General features: G+C 60.2%; 19 protein-coding genes. 16 read left to right on the top strand and 3 right to left on the bottom strand.

What is annotated here, in order from left to right; translation table 11 throughout:
• The first annotated feature begins 1 nt into the window (after position 1).
• The 12 genes from ACQRAJ_RS04740 (at position 2) to ACQRAJ_RS04685 (ending at position 7,722) form a co-directional block, all read left to right on the top strand.
• A complete protein-coding gene (locus tag ACQRAJ_RS04740; protein WP_347486596.1) occupies positions 2-628 on the top strand; it encodes an adenylate kinase in 627 nt (208 codons plus the stop codon).
• Positions 625-1,413: a type I methionyl aminopeptidase gene (gene map / locus ACQRAJ_RS04735; RefSeq protein WP_329738298.1), complete on the top strand. Its 789-nt coding sequence runs from the start codon at positions 625-627 to the stop codon at positions 1,411-1,413. The genes ACQRAJ_RS04740 and map overlap by 4 nt, the downstream gene beginning before the upstream one ends.
• A 232-nt stretch (positions 1,414-1,645) precedes the next feature.
• Complete coding sequence (gene infA / locus ACQRAJ_RS04730; RefSeq protein WP_035137443.1) at positions 1,646-1,864, top strand: translation initiation factor IF-1; 219 nt, start codon at positions 1,646-1,648, stop codon at positions 1,862-1,864.
• A gap of 150 nt (positions 1,865-2,014) precedes the next feature.
• Positions 2,015-2,128 (top strand): 50S ribosomal protein L36, encoded by a 114-nt coding sequence (gene rpmJ / locus ACQRAJ_RS04725; protein WP_006363204.1) that lies wholly within the window; start codon positions 2,015-2,017, stop codon positions 2,126-2,128.
• A gap of 14 nt (positions 2,129-2,142) precedes the next feature.
• Entirely contained in the window at positions 2,143-2,517 is a 375-nt protein-coding gene (rpsM, locus tag ACQRAJ_RS04720) for a 30S ribosomal protein S13 (RefSeq protein WP_154516058.1), read from the top strand.
• A gap of 14 nt (positions 2,518-2,531) precedes the next feature.
• Positions 2,532-2,936, top strand: coding sequence for a 30S ribosomal protein S11 (gene rpsK, locus ACQRAJ_RS04715; RefSeq protein ID WP_006235274.1), 405 nt, complete (start codon positions 2,532-2,534; stop codon positions 2,934-2,936).
• Between the two features lie 19 nt (positions 2,937-2,955).
• A complete protein-coding gene (rpsD, locus tag ACQRAJ_RS04710; RefSeq protein WP_006235275.1) occupies positions 2,956-3,552 on the top strand; it encodes a 30S ribosomal protein S4 in 597 nt (198 codons plus the stop codon).
• A 32-nt stretch (positions 3,553-3,584) separates the two neighbouring features.
• The gene (locus ACQRAJ_RS04705; protein WP_154516055.1) at positions 3,585-4,526 is read left to right on the top strand and encodes a DNA-directed RNA polymerase subunit alpha; all 942 of its coding nucleotides are present in this window, start codon (positions 3,585-3,587) and stop codon (positions 4,524-4,526) included.
• A gap of 30 nt (positions 4,527-4,556) precedes the next feature.
• A complete protein-coding gene (rplQ, locus tag ACQRAJ_RS04700; protein WP_427727167.1) occupies positions 4,557-5,039 on the top strand; it encodes a 50S ribosomal protein L17 in 483 nt (160 codons plus the stop codon).
• A gap of 92 nt (positions 5,040-5,131) precedes the next feature.
• Entirely contained in the window at positions 5,132-5,956 is an 825-nt protein-coding gene (truA, locus tag ACQRAJ_RS04695; RefSeq protein ID WP_427747848.1) for a tRNA pseudouridine(38-40) synthase TruA, read from the top strand.
• A 35-nt stretch (positions 5,957-5,991) separates the two neighbouring features.
• Entirely contained in the window at positions 5,992-7,152 is a 1,161-nt protein-coding gene (locus ACQRAJ_RS04690; RefSeq protein ID WP_427727171.1) for a glycosyltransferase, read from the top strand.
• Positions 7,153-7,284: 132 nt separating this feature from the next.
• Positions 7,285-7,722, top strand: a complete 438-nt coding sequence (locus ACQRAJ_RS04685) for an arginine repressor (protein WP_154516043.1) — start codon at positions 7,285-7,287, stop codon at positions 7,720-7,722.
• A gap of 172 nt (positions 7,723-7,894) precedes the next feature.
• Here ACQRAJ_RS04685 and ACQRAJ_RS04680 read toward each other — a convergent pair whose 3' ends face one another.
• Positions 7,895-10,087 (bottom strand): transglycosylase domain-containing protein, encoded by a 2,193-nt coding sequence (locus ACQRAJ_RS04680; protein WP_427727173.1) that lies wholly within the window; start codon positions 10,085-10,087, stop codon positions 7,895-7,897.
• A gap of 160 nt (positions 10,088-10,247) precedes the next feature.
• Here ACQRAJ_RS04680 and ACQRAJ_RS04675 point away from each other — a divergent pair, with 160 nt between their 5' ends.
• The 4 genes from ACQRAJ_RS04675 to ACQRAJ_RS04660 all read left to right on the top strand — a co-directional run bounded on the left by ACQRAJ_RS04675 (position 10,248) and on the right by ACQRAJ_RS04660 (position 16,738).
• Positions 10,248-12,206, top strand: coding sequence for a U32 family peptidase (locus tag ACQRAJ_RS04675; protein ID WP_427727175.1), 1,959 nt, complete (start codon positions 10,248-10,250; stop codon positions 12,204-12,206).
• Positions 12,207-12,302: 96 nt separating this feature from the next.
• Positions 12,303-13,514, top strand: a complete 1,212-nt coding sequence (tyrS, locus tag ACQRAJ_RS04670; RefSeq protein ID WP_427717719.1) for a tyrosine--tRNA ligase — start codon at positions 12,303-12,305, stop codon at positions 13,512-13,514.
• Positions 13,515-13,916: 402 nt separating this feature from the next.
• Positions 13,917-15,737 (top strand): adenine deaminase, encoded by a 1,821-nt coding sequence (locus tag ACQRAJ_RS04665; protein WP_427727180.1) that lies wholly within the window; start codon positions 13,917-13,919, stop codon positions 15,735-15,737.
• Positions 15,738-15,943: 206 nt separating this feature from the next.
• The gene (locus ACQRAJ_RS04660; protein ID WP_427727183.1) at positions 15,944-16,738 is read left to right on the top strand and encodes a Cof-type HAD-IIB family hydrolase; all 795 of its coding nucleotides are present in this window, start codon (positions 15,944-15,946) and stop codon (positions 16,736-16,738) included.
• 118 nt (positions 16,739-16,856) lie between these two features.
• On the opposite strand, the gene ACQRAJ_RS04655 is transcribed toward ACQRAJ_RS04660, so the two are convergent.
• Positions 16,857-17,720 carry a Cof-type HAD-IIB family hydrolase gene (locus tag ACQRAJ_RS04655; protein WP_427747847.1) on the bottom strand — a complete coding sequence of 288 codons (864 nt, stop codon included), beginning with the start codon at positions 17,718-17,720 and terminating at the stop codon, positions 16,857-16,859.
• Between the two features lie 9 nt (positions 17,721-17,729).
• Positions 17,730-18,148, bottom strand: a 419-nt coding sequence (locus ACQRAJ_RS04650; RefSeq protein WP_427747846.1) for an ISL3 family transposase, incomplete at its 5' end; no start/stop codon positions are given.

Genomic DNA, 18,148 nt, shown 5'->3' with positions numbered 1-18,148 from the left:
CATGAACCTCGTATTGCTCGGAGCTCCGGGTGCCGGTAAGGGCACCGTTGCACAGGAGCTCGTCGCCGAGTTTGGCGTCGCCCACATCTCCACGGGCGACCTGCTGCGTGCTGCCGTCAAGGGTGGCACCGAGCTTGGTATTCAGGCTAAGAAGTACATGGACGCTGGCGAGCTCGTTCCCGACCAGCTCGTGATCGACCTTGTCAAGGAGCGCCTTGCCGCCGATGACGCCCAGCAGGGCTTCATCCTCGACGGCTTCCCGCGCAACACCGCCCAGGCTGTGACGCTCGATTCCGAGCTCTCCGCCATGGGTCGCGAGATCGACTGTGCCCTTCTGGTCGACGTGGCCCCCGAGGTCATCATCGATCGTCTGTCTTCGCGTCGCACCTGCCGCGCCTGCGGTTACACCGGCACTGCTGCCGATGTTACCTGCCCCAAATGCGGCGGCGAGATGTATCAGCGCGACGACGATAAGCCCGAGACCATCAAGAACCGTCTCGACGTCTACGAGAAGTCCACGAGCCCGCTTGTCGATTACTATCGTGGCCAGGGTCTGCTCAAGTCGGTCAACGGTGACCAGGCTCGCGAGACCGTATACGGGGATGTCAAAGAGGCCCTCGGTCTATGATTAAGATTAAGTCTGCAACGCAAATCGAGCAGATGAAGAAGGCAGGAGCGCTATCTAAGATGGCGCTCCGCCACGTTGGAGCCATGGTGCGCCCCGGCGTTTCGACTTTTGAGCTCGATCAGCTCGCGGAGCAGATTATCCGCATGCATGGCGGCACCCCGGCCTTTAAGGGTTACGGCGGGTTCCCGGGGACCATTTGCGCATCGATCAACGATGCCGTGGTCCACGGTATTCCCAACCCCGATATGATCCTGCGCGATGGCGATATCATCTCCATCGATACGGGAGCCGTTGTCGACGGTTGGGTTGGCGATAACGCATGGACGTTTTTCGTCGGCACCCCTACGCCCGAGGCCAAGGCCCTGTGCGAGGTTACGCGCGATTGCCTTAAGGCTGCCATTGAGCAGGCTGTTCCCGGTAACCATATCGGGGATGTTGGTTATGCCGTCCAGTCCCTCGCCGAGTCTCACGGTTATGGCGTGCTTCGTGACTATGTGGGTCATGGCATTGGCCGCGTGATGCACGAGGACCCCAACGTTCCTAACTATGGAAAGAAGGGGAGGGGCGTTCGCCTCCAGGCCGGTATGGTCATTGCCATCGAGCCGATGGTAACGATGGGTTCCAACCATGTGAGCACGGGCTCCGACGGTTGGATCGTCACCACCAACGACCACCTGCCCGCCGCGCACTACGAGAACACCGTCGCCATCACCAATGACGGTCCGGTGATTCTCACCACGGATGCGCAAGGATCCTGGTGTTCGCTCCAAGGCGGAGAAATGTAAAAGTCGCCGCCCCCTGATGCCCAACCTCGCCTTTCAATTTCGAAGGCATGACCCCAAGGTCTATGCCTTCTCATTTCAAGGCGATCTTGGGCATCAGGGAACGGCTTTGTTTTACATTTCAAATGTAACAAGTTCCACGTAGTTGTGGAGCCATTACGAAGTTATTACGATGCGTGTATACGTGTTGTAGAATACTCAATCGCTGTCGTTTTCTAGAGAAAGATGATTGCTTGTGAAGAAGGAAGACGCAATTGAGCTCGAGGGTACGGTAAAGGAACCGTTGCCTAATGCCATGTTTAAGGTCGAGCTCGAGAACGGTCATTCGGTTCTGTGCAACATTTCTGGCAAGATTCGAATGAATTACATCCGTATTCTCCCCGGTGACAGGGTTGTCGTGGAGCTTTCCCCGTACGACCTGACCCGCGGCCGCATCACCTATCGCTACAAATAGCGGCACGCATACACGCACTCTATTTCCGACTGCAGGCTTAGCTCAACCTACGGTCGGATTGTGTGTGAAGACCAGCCATAGTTTTAAACGCCTGCGGCTGGGCGAGTAGATAGTAGGGAAGTAGTTTGAGCGCTACCGAAAGGAAGAACGATGAAGGTACGTCCTTCGGTCAAGAAGATGTGCGATAAGTGCAAAATCATTAGGCGCCATGGCAAGGTCCTCGTCATTTGCGAGAACCCCCGTCATAAGCAGCGTCAGGGTTAAGAGAGGAGACTACGTTGGCCCGTATTAATGGTGTCGACCTCCCGCGTGAGAAGCGCGTTGAGATCGGTCTGACCTACATTTACGGCATCGGCCGCACCACTGCGACGAAGATTTGCGTCGAGTGCAACGTTAACGTGGATACGCGCGTTAAGGACCTCACCGAGGATGAGGTTAACGCCATCCGCGAGTATATCGACAAGAACCAGATCATGGTTGAGGGCGACCTCCGCCGTGAGCGCAACCAGAACGTCAAGCGCCTTATGGACATCGGCTGCAACCGCGGCCTTCGTCACCGCAAGGGCCTCCCGGTCCGCGGCCAGCGCACCCACACTAACGCTCGTACCCGCAAGGGCCCGAAGCGTCAGATCGGTGCTAAGAAGAAGAAATAAGGAGCGCTAGATAGATGGCTACTGCTAAGAAGAACGTTCGCGCTGCCCGTCTGAAGCGCGCGGACCGTAAGAACATTTCCGTGGGCCAGGCTCACATCCGTTCTACGTTCAATAACACGATCGTTTCGATCACCGATCCCCAGGGCAACGTCATTTCCTGGAAGTCGGCTGGCCAGGTGGGCTTCAAGGGCTCCCGTAAGTCCACGCCGTTCGCTGCCCAGATGGCTGCCGAGGCTGCTGCCAAGCAGGCCATGGAGCACGGTATGAAGAAGGTTTCCGTCTTCGTCAAGGGCCCCGGCTCCGGTCGTGAGACCGCCATCCGCTCCCTCCAGGCTGCTGGCCTCGAGGTCTCGAGCATTCAGGACAAGACCCCCATCCCGCACAACGGCTGCCGCCCCAAGAAGCGTCGCCGCGTGTAACTGAAAGGATCGTATCAATATGGCAATCGACAGGACTCCTGTTCTTAAGCGCTGCCGTCAGCTCGGGATCGATCCCGCTGAGCTCGGTTACAGCAGCAAGAAGGAATCTATCCGTCAGCCCAAGCGCCGTCGCAAGGAATCTGAGTACGGCATGCAGCTGCGCGAGAAGCAGAAGGTCAAGTTCATCTATGGCGTTCTGGAGAAGCAGTTCCACGGCTACTTCAACAAGGCCCGTAAGATGAACGGCGTCACCGGTGAGAACCTCATGATCATCCTTGAGTCTCGCCTCGACAACGTTGTTTTCCGTCTTGGCTTCGCTCGCACCCGTAAAGAGGCTCGTCAGTCCGTCCGCCACGGTCACTTCACCGTGAACGGCAAGCGCGTGGACATCCCGTCCTACCGCGTCAAGGCCGGCGACGTCGTCGCTGTCGGCGAGAAGTTCCGTGACCTCCTCCCCATCAAGGAGGCTCTGATTTCCTCCGAGCGCTTTGAGGTCCCTGGCTGGCTTGAGGTCGATATCGAGAAGCTGTCTGGTAACGTGCTCGCTCTGCCGACGCGTGAGCAGATCAGCGGTGATATCAACGAGCAGCTCATCGTCGAGCTCTACTCTAAGTAGTCCATCCGGGCTGCTGAGGCTGGAGGTAATACATGTCAGAATTCATTAGGCCTCAGGTTCAGGTCGAAGAGATCAACGAGACGTCTGCTCGTGTCTCCGTCGAGCCGCTCGAGCGCGGTTACGGTGATACGCTGGGCAACTCCCTGCGTCGCGTTCTTCTGTCCTCGCTCGAGGGTGCCGCCGTCGAGGCTATTCAGATCGATGGTGCGCAGCACGAGTTCATGACCATCCCTAACATGGTCGAGGATGTCACTGACATCGTCCTGAATGTCAAGGGTCTTGTCTTCAGGGCTCTCGGCACGACCGACGAGGCGACCGCCACCATCTCGGTTGACGGCCCCTGCGAGGTCACCGGTGCGGACTTCTTTATTCCGTCCGAGTTTGAGTTGGTCAACCCCGAGCAGCACATCGCTACGCTCACCGAGGGTGGCCATCTCACCATGAGCATGCGCATCGGCTATGGCCGCGGCTATGTCTCTGGCGAGGCCAACAAGCGCGACAACGATCCCATCGGTGTGATCCACGTCGACTCGCTGTACTCGCCGGTATCCCGTTGCGCCAAGCTCGTTGAGGCTTGCCGTGTCGGTCAGCACACCGACTACGACCGCCTTGTCCTCGAGATCGAGACCAACGGCTCCATCGCCCCGCGCGACGCCGTGGTCCAGGCTGCCAATATCATCAACCAGCATATGGCTGCCTTTATGAACCTTGCCGAGACCCCCGAGGTCGAGGAGGAGGTTTCGATCTTCGCTCCCGAGGTCACCAACGACAACGCCGAGCTGGACAAGCAGATCGAGGATCTGGACCTTTCTGTCCGTTCCTACAACTGCCTTAAGCGTGCCAGCATTCACTCGGTCCGTCAGCTCGTTGAGTTCTCGGAGAACGATCTTCTGAACATCCGCAACTTCGGTGTTAAGTCGATCGAGGAAGTGAAGGACAAGCTTGAGTCCATGGGCCTGAGCCTGAAGGCTTAATGCTTCGCATATTTGAGGAGAAACTAGACCATGCGTCACAACGTTAAGAAGGGCCTGAAGCTCGGCACCGATGCGAGCCACACCAAGGCCATGAAGAAGAGCCTGGCCAAGGCCCTCTTCGAGAACGACCGCATCAAGACCACCGAGACCCGCGCTAAGGCGCTGCGTTCGGTTGTCGAGCCGATCATCACCTGGGCCAAGAAGGGCGACCTGCACTCTCGTCGTCTGGCTATCGCCAAGCTCGGCGATAAGCAGCTCGTTGCCGAGATCTTCGACAAGGCTGCTCAGGGCATGTGGCAGGATCGCAACGGCGGTTACACCCGCATCATGAAGCTCGGTACCCGTAAGGGCGACAACGCTCCCATCGTTATCATGGAGCTCGTCACCGAGCCTTGCACGCCCAAGGCCAAGAAGGCTGCTCCGGCCCCCAAGAAGGCCGCTGCTCCCAAGAAGGTCGAGGCTGTCGAGGAGACCGCTGCCGAGGAGGCTCCTGCTGAGGAGACCGCTGAGTAGACAATTCGTCTGCATAGGCTATATTCGAGGGGTACGTTCGCGTACCCCTCTTTTTTTGTCGCGATATCGTTGTTTGTTTGTTGGGAGCGCCCATGACCGCGCCGTCTGATTTCAATTTGACTCCAGAGCTCGATGCCACGTTGGTGTTTCGTGTTGCCTATGACGGCTCGTCCTATAGCGGATTTGCCGAGCAGCCAGGGCAGACGACGGTTGCCGGAGAGCTGCGTCTTGCCATAGAGACGCTCTTGCGCCGCTCAGTCGATTTGACGTGTGCCGGGCGCACCGATGCAGGGGTGCATGCGGTGGCCCAATACATCAGCGTGCCCGTTACGGACGCAGAGCTCGCTTTAACGCGCCGCAGGTGGCTGCGAGCTATGGATGCGCTGCTGCCCAAAGATATCGCCGTTAATGAGGTCTACAAGGCCCGTAAGGGCTTTTCTGCGCGTTTTGACGCACGTTCTCGGACCTATACCTACCGCATTGCCGATCGCGATGCGCGTCCGGTGCTATCGCGTGGTGCGGTATGGTGGCATCGTTATCCTTTGGACGTGGATGCGATGGCAGCCGCCTGCCCAGCGCTTTTGGGCGAACAGGACTTTAAGAGCTTTTGTAAGGTCGCTTCTGCCGTGGGCAAGCCAACGCATCGTTGCGTGATGCGTGCCGAGTTTGGCCACGAGGTCGCCTTTGGCGAGGATATCCTCACGTTTACCATCGAGGGCAATGCGTTTTTGCATTCGATGGTGCGCACCATCGTGGGAACGCTCGTCGAGATCGGCATGCATCGCCGCGATCCCGAGTGGATGCGCGAGGTGATTGACGCTTGCGATCGTACTGCTGCGGGTCCCACGGCGCCGGCGTGCGGCCTTACCTTTATGGGCGTAGATTATGACCCCGGCGAGCTCGTCGCGCTCGAATAGGGGAGAAGCGAGAGCCATCTAAGTATGCTGCTCGTGTGGGCGAGCCGTGTGCAACATCTGTTCTTGGCGTGCAGCGCATCAGGCGACTCATTGCGTTTATTGCCGGGGTGTACCATGAACGGCAGTTGATTATTGCTGTCGAGAGGATGGATAACTTGCTTCGACGTGGCTCGCTTCCGCGACTTTCGGTGATCCTTGTTGTGGAGGGTTCGCCCAGCTACGCGATGCGCGCACTCGAAAGCGTCCAAAACCAAGACCTCTACGATATGCAGATTGTCGTTGCATGTCGCAACGCTGCGCCGGGCGTTCGTCATTCGCTCGATGTTGCCGCGGGCAGAGATATTCACATCGATTTGATAGACGTTGACGATCCGTCGAGCGGAGCTTGCCTTCGCGAGGGTTTTGCCGCTTCGCGCGGGGCCCACATTATCGCAATGAGCGCCGATGAGTGGTTTGCGCCGCACGCGTTTTTGGCAATGCTCGATGTCGCTTGTGAGACCTCGGCAGATATCGTATTTCCATCGGTGTCGCTCGATCGCTACGATACGCATCGGGAACGCCATTCTCGTATGTTGGACGCGCAATCCATTGCCCTTGCCGACGATGGAGACCGGGCTTTAGGCCTGGCCAAGCTGGTCGAGAGCGGTCTGGTTTGTCAACATTCCGGCGTGATGTATGAACGCTCCCTGTTTGAGTTGTCTCTGCAGCATGCCGAGTCGTATCGTGCGATCGCCTTTTTGGCGCCTGCCCTTTCGCATGCGGAACGCGTATTTGGGTGCGCCGAAGCTTGTTTCCATACGGCCGCGCCATCGGTTGCGGATTCATTCGACCCCACCATGTTCTCGCGACTTTCCGACGACGCCAAGGCGCTTGAAGAGCTTTGCGTGCCATTTGACGCAATAGATGACGATAACCATCTAAAGCTGGCCTGCCAACGGTTTTACTATGGCCGCTTGGTTGCTTGTATCGAGAATTTGTGCCTGAGCCCCCATGGGGTGTCTTCAATTGAGCGCACGGCACGATTGCGTGATATGCTCAACGACGTGCGGACCCGCCAGATGGCGGTGGCCCTTAAGGGAGAGCGCCGAGGCCTTGGGCTTTTGTTTGGGCCGATTGCCAACGTTAAGCCTATGCGCTGCGTTATGTATGCGCATCTGGCTGCTTTTTTGAACAGAACGGGCGCAAGGATAGCCTAGCTGTGTCATATTCGCAAATAATTTGCATAGAATTGTTTCGAAATGCGTTCTTATTCACAAATAGCCTCAAATAGCGCTAAACTATTCAATCACTGATAGATTGTCTTCGCCATCTATGGAGTGAGGTTTTATATGGCTAAAAAACGCAACGGGCGCCAGGATGCCATCAGAGATATCGTGCGCAATAAAGACGTGCGTACGCAGCGCGTGCTGGTGGACGAACTCCGCGCCATGGGCTTTGATTGCACGCAGGCGACGGTTTCGCGTGACATCGCCGATATGGGGCTGCGCAAACTGCCCGAGGGCATCTATGTTCTGGCTGAGGACCTGCACCTGCAGCGCATGGTCTCCGAGTTGGTTACCGGTGTGTTGCGCACCGACAACCTGGTTATGATTAAGGCTCAGCCCGGCACCGCCTCGGGCATTGCCGCGGCTGTCGATGCGGCCGAGCTGCCCGATGTGCTCGGATCGCTTGCCGGCAATGACACGATTTTGGTTATCGCTCAGACTGCCGAGGATGGCGAACGCCTCGAAGCGCTGATTAACAAGCTCAGTGCCGCGCGTAAATAGCTTTACGCGCGTAAACAACGCCAGCTAAGACGGCAGAAATACAGGGGCGTCGGTTTTGAGCCGACGCCCTTTTTGTGGCGGTCCTGTCTTGGCATCTCGATTGCGCGCGATATGCCATGTATGTCCCAACAAAAAGCGCCCGAGCATTTGAGCTGCTCGGGCGCTTTGCTATCTACTGACCTGTGGAAGGATCGGGGGTCGGGCTAGGGCTGGGATCGGGGGTCGGGCTAGGGCTGGGATCGGGGGTCGGGCCAGGGTCGGGGCTGGGGCTGGGGTCGGGGTTGGGAGTAGGGGTGGTACCGCCGCCATCGCCTTCGCCGCCGGTGTTACCGCCCTCGCTGCCGCTCCCGCCGGTGGTCTCCTCCTCTTCTTCCTCGTCTTCGTCCTTATCCTCGCCCTCTTCCTTCTTCTTGTTGTTTGTGCCGTAGAACTTCCAGACGTTATTGTTCTTGTACGTGGGAGCCGTTCCGGTCGGGAACTCCTCGCGCTCGGCGCCCGCAAGAACGGTGTTCATGAACTTCTTAAAGACAGGCAGGTTGGTGCTGTCGCCCAGCAGGTCCGAACCGTACTTTTGGATGGGAATCTCGCCTGCGGAATAACCGGTCCACAGGGCGCATGCCAGTTGCGGCGTATAGCCGCAGAACCACAGGTTGGTGGTGTTGTCAGTGGTGCCCGTTTTGCCGGCATAGGGCTGGTTGACGCTCAGCGCGCCGGCGGCACCCGTGCCGCTGCCCTGCATGACGCCGGATAGAACGTCGGTAACCGCGGCAGCCTCGCCTTCGGTGAGCACCCGCGTGGGATTGTCGGTGTGCTGGTACAGAACCGAGCCGGTACGCGAGTCGATCTCGGTGATGGCGATCGGCTGGCGATAATAGCCGCCGTTGGCAAAAGCGGCGTAGGCCGATGCCATCTCGAGCGGTGAGATGGACCCGGTGCCGAGCGTCATGACGGGAACGTCCTCGATATTGTCCTTGGCGGGATCGATGCCGAGCTTTTTGACGAGCGACATGATCTTGTCATTGCCGATGGCTTCGGCCACCTGAATGTAGCCGGTGTTGGATGAGTATGCCGTTGCCTGCTTAAGCGTGATGTTGCCATAGCTCTGGTTGCCATAGTTTTGCACCTCGGTCGTGGTGCCCTTGGCCTTGAGTGGCGAGTTGCAGTTGAGACTGACGTTGGGGTTCATGCCGTTTTGGATGGCAGTTGCCAGCGTAAAGGCCTTAAACGTGGAGCCCACGGGGCGCTTTGCCGTAGCGTGGTTCACGTGATTCTCGTCGGCGTTGTAGTCGTAGCCGCCCACCATGCACTTGATGTAGCCGGTCTTGGGGTCAACGACAACCATGCCCATGTCCAGGCCATCGAGCGAAAGCGTGTCGAGCTGTGAGCGCACAGCCTCCTCGGCTACCTGCTGCATGGTGGGGTCGATGGTGGTCTTAACAGTCAGGCCACCCTTAAAGAGCACGTCGGTGGAGAACTCCTGCTCGAGCAGCTGCTTGACATAGGAGACAAAGTAGGGCTGTGAGTACACATCGACGCCGCTGCCCGAGATCTCGGTCACGTTGAGGGTGATGGGCTCAGCCTGCGCGGCATCGTGCTCTTCCTGCGTGATGTGGCCCAGGCGCAGCATGTTGTCGAGCACCTTATTGCGGCGGGAAAGCGCCAGGTCGGGATTGACCGTGGGGTCGTACTGTGAAGGCGAGTTGGGCAGACCGATGAGCAGCGCGGCCTCGCTCAGGGTGAGGTCGGAAGCACTCTTGGAGAGGTAGGTCTCGGCGGCGGCCTCGATGCCATAGGCGCCGTGGCCATAGTAAATGGTGTTGAGGTACATCATGAGGATCTCGTCTTTGGAGTACATGTCCTCCATCTTGATGGCGATATAGGCCTCGCGCACCTTACGCTCGATGGTCGAGTCGAACTGCTCCTCCTGCAGGATGGTGTTGCGCACCAGCTGCTGGGTGATGGTCGAGGCTCCTTCGTGGCCGCCGGCAAGGGTTGCCACCGAGGCACGCGCGATGCCCAAGAGGTCGATGCCGCCGTGCTCGTAGAAACGCTCGTCCTCGACGTCGATCGTGCCCTGCAGGACGTACGGGGAGACCTGGTCCTTGGTGATGGACTTGCGGTTTTGGGTATAGAAGCTGGCGATCTTGTTGCCGTTGCAGTCAACAATCTCGGTGGGCTCGCTGACCAGATAGGCGTTGGCGTCGGTGTAGTCGGGCAGGTCGGACAGCCAGCGGTTGACGTTGCCGATCATGCCGATGCCAAATGCTACGCCCGCGATGAGCAAAAAGCCCAAAAGCGAAAGCAGGATGACGGGCAGGACGTGCGTCTTAGAGCGACCGTGTCCCTGTCGTTGGCGAGGACCCATATGTTGACCTCCAAGTATGTCGTGCCAGGCGGCGGGTGTGCGTCGGGCAGGATGGACATAAGTTATTACACGATAAACCAATCGAGCCGCGCGAAGCCTCGTGTATGCTGGTTGACGGCAATTAACAGAGCGATTGCATACCTTGGTAAGGAGTTTGCCGATGGCGATTTGGGCGACGGAGCCTAGCAGACAATGCGGGAATGGGACGCCAACATCGGGTCTGGCACTGCCCGAGCTGTTGGCTCCGGCTGGCGGGCTCAATCAGATGCTCGCCGCGATCGCGGCAGGTGCCGATGCCATTTATGCCGGGTTGAGCGGATTTAACGCCCGCGTGAGTGCGCACGGGTTTAGTGACGACGAATTTGCGCGCGGGTGTGCCGTGGCGCACGCCCATGGTGTGCGCGTGTACGTGACGCTCAACGTATTCGTGTTCGACGACGAGCTGTCCGAAGCCGTGGCACTGGGGGCACATGCGCATGCGCTAGGCGCCGATGCACTGATCGTGGCAGATGCGGGCCTAGCCCGCGCGCTGCATGCGGCAATTCCGGGGGTCGAGATTCATCTGTCCACCCAAGCGGGCGTCCATAGCAAGGGGGCCGTGCGTTTGGCGGCTGACGAGTTGGGGGTCGAGCGCGTGACGACGGCGCGTGAGCTGACCGTGGCAGAGATTGCGACGCTCTGCGCTACCGGTGTGCCCATCGAGGTGTTCTGCCATGGCGCCATATGCATTGGCTATTCGGGCGCGTGCGAGTTTTCGGCCCTGCGGCGCGGACGGTCGGCGATGCGTGGCGACTGCACGCAGCCGTGCCGCCTGGCATACGATTTGGTGGATGAGGCTGGGGAGAGCGTCGTTGCCGTCGAAGGCGATCGTCTGCTCTGCCCGCGTGACTATCTGGGCATTGCTCATTTACCCGAGCTTGTTGCTGCTGGGGTGGCGTCGCTCAAGATCGAGGGGCGTATGAAGAACCCCGACTACGTCTACAACGTGGTGCGGGCGTGGCGCCGGGCGCTCGATATGCTGCGTGATGGCGCGTGGGATCCCGATGCCGTGCGGGCGCTCGAACGTGAGCTGGGAAGGTCGTTTAACCGCGGGTTTACCGACGCGTATCTGCGAGGCCGCTCGGGCGCGGAGCTTATGAGTTTTGAACGCGCGATCAACCAGGGCGTGCGTGTGGGCCGTTTGGTTGCCGTGGGACACGAGGAGGTGACCGTCGAGCTCGATGCCGCCGTGGCGGCGGGCGATACGCTCGAGATCAGGTTTTACCCGGGCGCCGACGCGCGCCCCGATGTACCTAAACGCTGGCCGCAAGTTCCCTGCCCGGTGGATGCCGAGGCGGGGGAGCGCATCGTTGTCCATTGCAAGCGCAAGGTCGACGCGGGCTGCGAAGTGTATCTGATTCGCAGCGCTGGCGTGCTTGAGCAAACGGCGGCGGCGCTGGAGCGCATGCGGGCCGAGGCCGATGCGGTCGTGCTTGCGAAACGCGCTGTCGAGACACTGCCGTTTGCGGGCGTTCTGATGGATGGTGGCGCGCAGCCGGAAGAACCTGAAGAGTCTGTCGCCGCTCGCTTGGTCTTTGCCTGGCAGCTGATGGACCAGGACCCGAACGAAGAGCTCGACCTGTCCGATGCGACTGTTGTGCTCGACGAGGTCTGCCGTGTGGGCGATATCGAGCGCACTCGGTCGCTCATGCAGCGCGCCGGCCGCATCGTCTGTCGTAATCTGGGACAAGTGGCGATAGCTCGCGAACTGCGCGTCGTCTTTGACGTGGCAGCGCCGGTGTTCTGTGCGAACCGGGCAACGCTCGCCTGGTTGCGAGGGCTTGGGGCGCAGCGCGTGTTTTTGCCTGCCGAACTTGTCGCTCACGATGCGAAACGCGTTGCCGAGCTTGCCGCCTGTCCTGGCGTCCTGGGCCCCGTCGATACCGACCGTCCCGAGCTTATGGTGTGCGAGCACTGCCTGCTGACCGCAGAGGGCGTCTGTGCCACCGATGCGACGGGACAGGCCTGTTGCCGCGACTGCTTGCGTCGCCGGCAGACGCGCTATCTGGTTGAGCGTGACGGTACACGTCTGCCAGTTGCCATCGACGCATGCGGCAGGACGAGGATTTTCCTGTCGTAGGTGCCGCGTCGCGTCAGTTTGTTATCATATGAGAGTTTATGGACTTCCAGCACCGCCGTTTTCGGCGAGGGTGCTATAGCAAAAGGAGGATACCCAATGCTGTCTGTTGACGAGCAAATGCGTATCATCACCTCGGGCGCCGCGAAGATCGTCCCCGAGGCCGACCTTCGTAAGAAGCTTGAGAAGGGTGAGCCCCTCAACATCAAGCTCGGCGTCGATCCCACCAGCCCCGACCTGCACCTGGGCCACGCCGTGCCCCTGCGCAAGATGCGCCAGTTCCAGGACCTGGGCCATAACGTCACCCTGATCATCGGCAACGGTACCGCGCTGATTGGTGATCCTTCGGGCAAGAACTCCACCCGCCCGCAGCTTTCTCAGGAGCAGATCGAGGCCAACGCCGAGACTTACGTGAGCCAGGCCATGAAGATCTTGGACCCCGAGAAGACCACCATCGTGCACAACGGCGACTGGATCTTGTCGATGGACCTGGCCGGTCTGCTGCAGGTGTGCTCCAAGTTCACCGTCGCCCGCATTCTTGAGCGCGATGACTTTACCAAGCGCTATCAGTCCCAGACGCCGATCGCCCTGCACGAGTTCCTGTATCCCGTGATGCAAGCATACGATTCGGTCATGATCAAGGCTGACGTGGAGATGGGCGGCACCGACCAGCTTTTCAACCTGCTCGCCGGCCGTGAGCTCATGGAGAAGATGGGCATGGAGCCGCAGATCGCGCTCACCATGCCGCTGCTCGAGGGCACCGATGGCGTCCGTAAGATGTCCAAGTCCTATGGCAACTACATCGGTCTGACCGACGCGCCTAAGGATATGTTCGGCAAGACCATGTCCATCCCCGACGAGATGATCGGCAAGTACTACCGCCTGGCGAGCTCGCTCACCCCGGCCGAGGTCGACAAGATCGACGCTGCCCTGGCCGATGGCTCTGCCGATCCCTATGAGCTCAAGCGCGCTCTGGGCCGCGACCTGTGCGACACCTACCACGGCGCCGGTGCCGGCGACGAGGCTCAGGCCGAGTTCGACCGCGTGTTCAAGGAGGGCCAGCTCGCCGACTTCCCCGAGAAGCATATTGAGCTGACCGTAAACGACGAGGGCCAGATTTACCTTGCCGGCCTGCTCAAGGACCTGGGTCTTTCGGCCAGCGCCGGCCAGGCTCGTCGCGACATCGATGGCGGCGGTGTCAAGATCAACGGCAAGGCCGTGGCTCCCAAGAGCTACAACATCGACCCCAGTGCCCTCAAGCTGGGCGACACCCTCTCCGTGGGCAAGCGCAAGGGCTTTAAGCTGATTTAGTTACGCGGTTTTACCAAACCGCGTAACAGCTCGACGCTGCCCTCAGTTCCGCCGTTCTAACGAACGGCGGACCGGTCGACGCTGCGCGGGCTCCAGAGCGACAACTTGTCATTCAAAGAGGACGGCATGACCAGAAGGTCTATGCCGTCCTCTTTTCATGCCAATTTGTTCGCTCTGGAGTCCGCTCGCTGTCCGTCCTCCACCTACGGCGTTGTCCTGGTTGGCACTTAGGGACGTTTCTTTTTGGTGCAAAGCAGCCTGTCCCCATTGCGCCAAGTGGTGTGTGCCGTTAAGCAGAGGGGCGTATTGCTGGCCCATCGTTTGGGCATACAATGGCTATTGGCTTGCTGCGGTGAAGGTCTGTCCGCTCCGCAGCTTTTTTCTACGGTTAAAGGAGTATGTATGTCCGTTGAGGTCATGAGGTCTGTGATCGATGCCGCCGAGGGCCGCGTGCCCGTCGACACGCTGTTTGCCAACGCACAGATCGTTGATGTGTACGGTCAGCGCGTGGCGCCCGGTAACGTCGCCGTCAAGGACGGCGTGATCGTCGGTGTTCTCTACGATGGTCGAGATGAAGCTGCTGGCACGTACGAGGCAGCTGAGGTTATCGACTGTCAGGGTCGCTATCTCGCACCCGGTTTTATTGACGGACACTTGCATATCGAGTCTTCGAACATCCGTCCCGCCGAGTATGCGCGCATGGCGGCGACGCGTGGTACCACCACCGCTATTGCCGACAGCCACGAGATCGCTAACGTTTCCGGCCTAGACGGCCTGCGCTTTATGATCGAGGACGGTTGTCGCGCACCCATCTCCATCAAGTACATGATGCCTTCGTGCGTGCCCGCACTGCCCGACGAGCAGGCCGGTGCCGTCATCACCGCTGCCGATATGCAGGCGTTTTTTGCCGAGCATCCGGGCGACGTCTTTGGTCTGGGCGAAATGATGAACCTGCCGGGTGTCTTTATGGCCGACCCCGAGACCTGCGCTCGCATCGATGCTGCCAACCAGACACCGTCCAAGCAGGTTGACGGTCATGCTCCGCTTGTTGCCGGCAAGGATCTCAACGCCTATGCCGCGGCGGGTATTATCGCCGACCACGAGTCGACGATTCCCGAGGAAGCGCTCGACAAGCTATCCCGCGGCATGTATGTCATGCTGCGCGAGGGCACCTGCAGCCATGATCTTGCCAACCTGTCGCCTATGCTGCTGGAAAACCCCGCCCGTGCTCGCCGCTGCTGCTTTGCGACCGACGACCGCGCCCCCTCCGACGCGCTTTCGACCGGCATGATCGACAACGCCTGCCGCGTGGCCATCGAGGCCGGCATCGACCCGGTGGTCGCCATCTCTATGGCGTCCCTTTCCACGGCCGAGGCCTTTGGCCTGGACCACGGCTGTCGTGACCCGCATGAGCTCCGCGGCGCCATCGCTCCGGGCAAGCGTGCCGACCTGCTGGTGCTCAACGATCTGACGTTTGCCACGGCCCCGCATCGCGTATATGCCGCCGGTGCTCTGGTGGCGCAGGATGGCACCTTTGTGGGCGAGATCGCACCCGAGATGGCTGAGGTTGCAGCCCTTGCCGACGAGCTGCGCGCCTCTGTTAAGCTGCCGAAGCTTTCGCTCGACGTGTTCGACTATGCCTTTAAGCCGGGCGAGGCTGTGATTGACGTGGTGCCGGGTAAGGCCATCACGGGTATGGCTCGCCCCGAGAGCGCCGAGGGCCTGCGCCGCATTATGCTGATTGAGCGCCATGGCCGCGGCGTGTCGCTGCAAGCCGAGGGCGTCGACGGCGACGGCCCCGCTGGCCTGGGCCTGGTCGGCAAGCATATCGGTCGCGGCTGGGTGCGCGGTTTCACCATCACCGGTGGTGCCATTGCCTCCACGATCGGCCACGACTCGCACAACGTGTGCGTGGTGGGCGACAACGCCGCCGATATGATGGCTGCTGTTGAGGCCGTGGGCCAGGGCGGTCACGTGCTGGTGCGCAACGGCGAGGTCGTGGCGCGCATTCCACTGGCGCTCGGCGGCCTGATGAGCGAGGGCACGGCCGAGGATGTCGCAGCGCAGCACGACGACTTTATGGTCAAGGCGCGCGCCATGGGTATTGAGCCGCCGCTCGACCCCATCATGGGCATCATCTTCCTGCCCCTGCCGGTCATCCCGACGCTCCGCATCCGCCCCGAGGGCATGTTCGACGTCACCACCTTCACCTACGCCGACTAATCATCGGGGACGTTCTTAAACGACTAGTCGCTGGGGACACTCTTTGGCGTGTCGCCTGACGCCGCGACCGTGGGCTCTCTGGCGCGCGTGAGCTATTTGCCAGGTCTATGTAACGTTTATGACTGCGGGGTCTTATTTGAGCTCCCTTTGGGTACGTTGGAATCGGATACACGTTCGATTCCAGCAAGCCCGAGGGGAGCTTTTCTATGTTTAAGCTGATTGCATCCGATATGGACGGCACGTTGCTTGATGAGAATAGCCAGGTACCGCCCGAGACCTACGAACTGATCCTGGCACTACGCGAGCATGGCGTGCATTTTGCCGCGTCGTCAGGCCGCCGCTACGATCGCCTGTGCGAGTTCTTTGCGCCCGTTCGCGACAAAATGGACTTTGTCGCAGCTAACGGTGCCCAGGTCTACGCCGACGGCAAAATGGTAGGCCGTGAGGTGTATTCGCACCTGGCGATTCGAAAGCTAGCCCAGGCCGTCGCGACGTTTCCCAATCTGCATCTTGCACTCTTTGACCGAACCAAGTCCTTCTTGCTCGATGACGAGAGTAAGTTCGTGCGCGAGGTGGATAAGGACCTTCCCAATGCCGAGCGCATTTGGGAGCTGCCCGATCCCAGCGTAAATATCATCAAGGCGAGTATCTTTTGCGATGATGGTGCCGTTATGGACAGCGCTTACGTACTGCAGCGCGAGCTCGGCCAGTTCTTTACCTTTGCGCCTTCGGGCAACGCGTGGATCGATGCCGTGCAGCCCGGCGTGTCGAAGGCCTCTGGCATCGCGCAGCTCGCGGAGCATTACGGCATTGGGCGCGATGAGATCATGGCATTTGGCGATTCGATGAACGACTACGAGATCATTCGCTTTGTCGGCACGGGCTGCGCGATGGAAAACGCGCGCCCCGCGCTCAAGGCGGTTGCTGATCGCGTCGTAGGCTGCAACAGCGACCACGCCGTTCAGCAGGAGCTCCGTCGCGTGCTGGAGAGTCTCGCCTAATTCGGCAGATGGGGACAGTCCTTGCAGCGCCCCGCGAAGAGTGCCCCCAACGACTACTGTGACCAGGGTAGCTAAAAAAGCCCCGTCCCAAATTAGCTACCCTGCCGGGTTGCTGCTGCTAGGCGAGGGCGGCCATGATGGCGCGGGCGACGCCGTCGTGGTCGTTGTCGTATTCGGTGATGGCGCCGGCGGCTTCGCGGTCCTCGGGCTCGGCATTGATCATCGCCGTACCGTGGCCCGCTACCTGCAGCATGGGGATGTCGTTGATGTTGTCGCCGAACGCCCAGGCGTCGGCGAGAGGCTCGCCCAGATGCCCACATAGCCAAGCCAATGCCGTTCCCTTGGTGGCGCCCCCGGCCATGACCTCGATATTCATGGCGTACGAACGCGTGACCTCAATGCCTTCGAGCGTGTCGAGCGCCGCCACGATAGCATCGCGGTCGGCTGAGTCGTGCCAGTACATGGCGATGCGTTCGAGCACCTCGGCCTCGTCGATTTTGCTGTCGATATCCATGTCGATCGGCGTTCGCGTGCGCTTGAGCGAAGCCGCGATGTGAGGATCTCCGCCGCAGAATTCGTCCAGGCGCGTGTAGAGCGAGCGGGGGAGGAAGCACCGCCCGTCCGCGAAGATATCGAAGGTCACATCGTGGCCGGCGGCAATGCTATGGACGCGGTGGGCGATGGCGCGGTCGAGCGGTCGGCTCAATATGCGCGTGGCGCGTGAGGCATCGGTGGGCACATCCTCGTCGAGCTGCCAGACGCTAGCGCCATTGGCGCAGACTGCGTAGTGCACGGCAGGATGGGCGAGGATGGCCTCAAAGACGCCCGACAGCGGACGCCCCGTGCACGGTACAAACTCAATGCCGCGACGTGCGAGCTCGTCGAGCATCGTCCAGGTGGCGTCGCTCATCTGCTTGTCACTCGTCAACAGTGTTCCATCCATATCGGAAAAAACAAGAGGCTTCGGTAGTTTGTGTGACAAGGGGCTAGCCTAGGCAGCAACGCTCTTCGCTCCCTTCACGCCCTTCTTCCTCGCCTTCACCGGGCGACCCGGGAGCTGGGGCTGGCAGTCGCCGCACCTGAGCATGAGCAGGGCCACGAGGTTGTCGGTGTTGCGGAAGCCGTAGCCCATCCTCACCGTCACCTTGATCTTGTTGTTGATGGCCTCTACGCGCCCGTTGCTGATGCCGAGCTCGACTGCGGCGATGATGTCGTCGCGCCGGCGGCGCACCTTCTTCTCCACGGCGAAGACCTTGGCGATCTTGCAGTAGGCGGCCCTGTGCATCCAGTCGTCGAGCAGCTCGGCGGCCTCGGAGCCGTCGGCTGCCCGGAAGACGGCCCGCAGGTCCTCCTTGAGCTCCCAGGCCCTGACCAGCCGCGAGCCGGCCCTCTTCTTGAGCGCCTCGAGCC

It is taken from the genome of Collinsella sp. SGI.184, assembly GCF_050313415.1.
Taxonomy (GTDB): domain Bacteria; phylum Actinomycetota; class Coriobacteriia; order Coriobacteriales; family Coriobacteriaceae; genus Collinsella.
The sequence above is the reverse complement of the archived record's forward strand: the minus strand, read 5'-3'. Positions and strand labels throughout refer to the sequence as shown.

Excerpts from the sequence above, each read along its gene's own strand:
- rpmJ (WP_006363204.1), top strand. The coding sequence starts at position 2,015 with ATGAAGGTACGTCCTTCGGTCAAGAAGATGTGCGATAAGTGCAAAATC.
- truA (WP_427747848.1), top strand. The coding sequence starts at position 5,132 with ATGACCGCGCCGTCTGATTTCAATTTGACTCCAGAGCTCGATGCCACG.
- ACQRAJ_RS04665 (WP_427727180.1), top strand. The coding sequence starts at position 13,917 with ATGTCCGTTGAGGTCATGAGGTCTGTGATCGATGCCGCCGAGGGCCGC.
- ACQRAJ_RS04680 (WP_427727173.1), bottom strand. The coding sequence starts at position 10,087 with ATGGGTCCTCGCCAACGACAGGGACACGGTCGCTCTAAGACGCACGTC.
- ACQRAJ_RS04740 (WP_347486596.1), top strand. The coding sequence starts at position 2 with ATGAACCTCGTATTGCTCGGAGCTCCGGGTGCCGGTAAGGGCACCGTT.
- rpsK (WP_006235274.1), top strand. The coding sequence starts at position 2,532 with ATGGCTACTGCTAAGAAGAACGTTCGCGCTGCCCGTCTGAAGCGCGCG.
- rplQ (WP_427727167.1), top strand. The coding sequence starts at position 4,557 with ATGCGTCACAACGTTAAGAAGGGCCTGAAGCTCGGCACCGATGCGAGC.
- ACQRAJ_RS04675 (WP_427727175.1), top strand. The coding sequence starts at position 10,248 with ATGGCGATTTGGGCGACGGAGCCTAGCAGACAATGCGGGAATGGGACG.
- rpsD (WP_006235275.1), top strand. The coding sequence starts at position 2,956 with ATGGCAATCGACAGGACTCCTGTTCTTAAGCGCTGCCGTCAGCTCGGG.
- ACQRAJ_RS04660 (WP_427727183.1), top strand. The coding sequence starts at position 15,944 with ATGTTTAAGCTGATTGCATCCGATATGGACGGCACGTTGCTTGATGAG.
- map (WP_329738298.1), top strand. The coding sequence starts at position 625 with ATGATTAAGATTAAGTCTGCAACGCAAATCGAGCAGATGAAGAAGGCA.
- ACQRAJ_RS04685 (WP_154516043.1), top strand. The coding sequence starts at position 7,285 with ATGGCTAAAAAACGCAACGGGCGCCAGGATGCCATCAGAGATATCGTG.
- ACQRAJ_RS04705 (WP_154516055.1), top strand. The coding sequence starts at position 3,585 with ATGTCAGAATTCATTAGGCCTCAGGTTCAGGTCGAAGAGATCAACGAG.
- tyrS (WP_427717719.1), top strand. The coding sequence starts at position 12,303 with ATGCTGTCTGTTGACGAGCAAATGCGTATCATCACCTCGGGCGCCGCG.